This window comes from Candidatus Bipolaricaulota bacterium, from assembly GCA_021159055.1.
In the GTDB taxonomy this organism is placed as follows: Bacteria; Bipolaricaulota; Bipolaricaulia; order UBA7950; family UBA9294; genus S016-54.
Map to the genome: position 1 here is coordinate 1 of JAGGSO010000137.1, position 3,413 is coordinate 3,413.

Consider the following 3,413-nt stretch of genomic DNA (forward strand, 5'->3'; position numbering starts at 1 on the left):
TCTCGCAAGCCAGCCGCTGTCTCCGGAGTGAGCGGATAGCGATATCCCCGTCCGAGCGGAGCGCCACCGGTGAACGAGGATCGGCCTTCGACGTAGAGGAATTTCCCGTCCGGTCCCCGCACCAGTGCGTAGGTAGCGGTGTCCGTCTGTCTGATCGAAGCGGCGTATGCCTGCCAGCCGGTCGGAAGTTCGATGCTTTTCATTCGGTTTCTCCTTTGAGCCTTGCCGCCGCGGCGAGGAGCGCCTCCGGATTCGGCTTGGGAAGCGGCTCGAGCACGAGGGCACCGCGATAACCTATCTCAGCGAGAGCCCTCCACACCTCCCCGAAATCCAGGTGCCCGTAACCGGGGACGAATCGGTTGGAATCGGCAAGGTGGACGTGAAACAGCCTGTCTCCTGCTGTCCTGATCGCTTTGCTGATTGAAGTCTCTTCGATATTGGCATGGAACGTGTCGAACAGGATCCCCAGGTTGTCCGCCCCCACCTTCTCGATCACCGCGCGCGCCTGTTCCACCGTATTTATCAGCCGCGATTCGTAGCGGTTGAGCGGCTCGAGGGCGAGCTTGACCTCCGGCTGATATCCGGCGCAGTCACGCAGGGATTCAACGAGGAGGTCGATCGATCCACCGGCTCCGCGCAGGGAACCGATGATCACCACCGCATCGAACTCCCGCGCCAGGCGCATGTGCGCCTGGATGCGCGCGATCGCCCGACGCCGCACTCCGTCATCGGGCGATGACAGGGAGAGCCCTTCCTTGGCCGCGGCCTGCCCGGTGGTGATGGAGAAGAAGTGGAGGCCCTCCTGTGCGAGGGCCTCCTTGATCTCAGTCGGCGATAGTTTCGTCGGGTCGGTGATTGCGAGTTCAACCCCGTCGTACCCGGCCGCCTTGACTTCTCCCAACGCTGTGCGCCAATCCGCCGGTGCGAACGGCGAAAACGGCGTTTCGTCCTGTATCGGGACGATCATCCCGAGCGGCCAGTTGTTCCCTGGCATCGGTCTTAAGAGTAGCTGGAAAATCCCCGCCGCGGAAGGGCATACACCGGCTTCCATCCCGGTGAACCCGGCTCCTTTAGGTAGGGCTCCATCTCCTCTTTGGTGCGCAGGGTGACCTCCTCCACCGGCGGGACGGTCCCCGGCGGGAACCGCTCCAGGATCTCGTCGTGGACAAGGGTCAGGTAGCGCAGGATCGCTGCCACTGGGCGCTTCGCCTTCTTCGGGTCGGCCAAAGATGGCTTCCCTACCGCTCCGTGCGGCGTCGCCGCGATCTCGATCGCGATGTGTCCCTCGCCCTCCGACCAGCGGTGCGGCCGGTTGTACGGATCGACCGAGGTGTCGAAGTGCCCACCGGGCAAGAAGCTCTTCCCCTCGCCGTCGACGGCGTGCTCCATGTCGATCATCCCTTCGGGGAACAGGAGCAGGCCGAGCGAGGTCTCCGCCTCGGCGGAGTGGATGAAGTCGGTCTCCCAGCCGGTCCTCTCGCACGGGACGAAGAACTCGCGCACGCAGCGGTGCCAATCGAAGATCTGATAGATCCCGGGAAGCTGATACCGGTACATGAACTCGTGCAGCGCTGACTCCAGCATCCATAATTGCCCGTGGTTGTTGATGATGAGCTGCTTGCGGAACCCGTCGTTCCACAGCCCGAGCATCACGTTGATCAACGTCTCACGCACCACCTCTTCGGGCAAGATCACCGTCCCCGGCATCCCGATGTGGTGATAGGGGTGTCCGCCGTAGGGAAGCGGGGGAAAGACGAGGTTCACCGGATGCCCCTGCTTCTCGGTGTACCGACGTAGTCCTTCGATCAGCTGGGTCACCTGGAACAGGTCATGCCCGGAGCAGGAGTGGTCCCCGTGCCGTTCGGTGGAGGCGACAGGGATGATCACGATGTCGTTCTTGCGCCGGTTCTCCACCACCTTGCTCCGCGGAGTCGTCTGGATGTACGAACCCGGCTTGCCAAGCTCCGGCGGAGAGGGGATCCCGTATTCAGCGAGGATCCGGTCGATCTCCTCCTCGGAGGCGTCCCAGATCTCCTTCTTCAGCCGCCCGACCTGTGAGTCCTCGAATACCACTTGTGGGAGTTCGGTCTTGAGCCATTCTGCCATTTCTCCTCCTTAAGGCTTGATGATGATCTTCCCGTCCTCGCGCTTGGTCGCCTTCTCCAGCGCGTCGAGCGCCTGGTCGAGCGGGAAGCGGGAGGTGATGATCTTGGAGTTGTCGATCAGCCCGGATCCCATCAGGCGGATCACCGACGGGAAAATTCCGTGCCCGGAGTGCCCCTGGGCGCCGAACAGCTGGCTGCGGCGGATCTGGAACCGCTCGAGGAACATCGGGACCTTCTGCGCCGCCCGGCCGATCACCGCGATCTTGCCGTTGATCGCCAGCGTCTTTTCCATCTCCGGAATCGTCTTGTCCGGTGCTCCGGCCGCCTCGACCGACAGGTCCGCACCCTCGCCGTGGGTGATGTCCATCACCACCTCGCTCGGGGTCACCTCACGCGGATCGTAGACATAGTCCGCCCCGACTTCCTTGGCGAGCTCACGCCGCGGCGCGGAGACCTCAAACGCGATCACCTTCGCCGCACCGGACGCCTTGGAGAGTTGAATCGCCCCCAGTCCGATCGGGCCGGCGCCGTAGACCACGACGTACGCCCCGGGCCGGAACCCGCCGGCACGCTCGAACACTCCGTTGTAGGCGACGCAGGTCGGCTCTGTTGTCGCTGCCACTTCCCAAGCCAGTTCTTCATCGGCGTAGCGCTCGAACACCGCGTCCACGCTCCAGCAGAGCTTGGCCGGGACAACGATGTACTCGGCCATCGCGCCGTCGATCGTGAATCCGATCTCCTCGAGATTCTCGCAGTGGTTGGGGAACCCGTCGCGGCAGGCGCGGCAGTGCCCGCACCACACCATCTCCTCGACCGTCACCCGATCCCCGACCTTGAACTTCGCTCCCTCCGGTCCGGGTCCGATCTCCACGATCTCACCGGCGAACTCGTGCCCGATGATCGCCGGGAACTTGGTCAGCCCGGGATAGAGGATGTAGTCATCCTGGTCGTGCTCGTAGAAGTGAATGTCCGAACCGCACACCCCGCAGGCATGAATCTTGAGGAGCACTTCGCCCGGCCCGGGTTTCGGCTGTGGCACTTCCTTGAGCTCGAGCTTGGGATGCCGCCATACGTTGAACCCCTCGATCGCTTTGCCGGTCCTCTTCTCAAATTCCGAGACCTGATAACCCGGCCTCGGCTCCCACTCCGCTGAAAGGACTAACCCCTTCATCTGACCTCCTTCGCAAACGTTTGTATTAAGATTATACTGTATCATATCGCTAGAGCAACCAGCGACATGACTACTTTATTCACAGCGTGCTAAAACGCAGGGTCGATCTCGCTCAGCTTGACCGGCCGACCTTCCGC

Annotated in this window: 4 protein-coding genes; all 4 read right to left on the reverse strand. The window is 62.8% G+C overall.

The genetic code is table 11. From position 1 onward, the window contains the following. Window positions 1–203, reverse strand: a 203-nt coding sequence (locus J7J55_07165) for a hypothetical protein (protein MCD6142479.1), incomplete at its 3' end; no start/stop codon positions are given. Beyond that, on the reverse strand, window positions 200–967 hold the full coding sequence (locus J7J55_07170; GenBank protein MCD6142480.1) for a sugar phosphate isomerase/epimerase: 768 nt from the start codon (window positions 965–967) through the stop codon (window positions 200–202). The genes J7J55_07170 and J7J55_07165, both read right to left, overlap by 4 nt. A 32-nt stretch (window positions 968–999) precedes the next feature. Next, entirely contained in the window at window positions 1,000–2,106 is a 1,107-nt protein-coding gene (locus tag J7J55_07175) for a creatininase family protein (protein ID MCD6142481.1), read from the reverse strand. A gap of 9 nt (window positions 2,107–2,115) precedes the next feature. Beyond that, the gene (locus J7J55_07180; protein MCD6142482.1) at window positions 2,116–3,276 is read right to left on the reverse strand and encodes an alcohol dehydrogenase catalytic domain-containing protein; all 1,161 of its coding nucleotides are present in this window, start codon (window positions 3,274–3,276) and stop codon (window positions 2,116–2,118) included. Window positions 3,277–3,413: the final 137 nt, after the last annotated feature.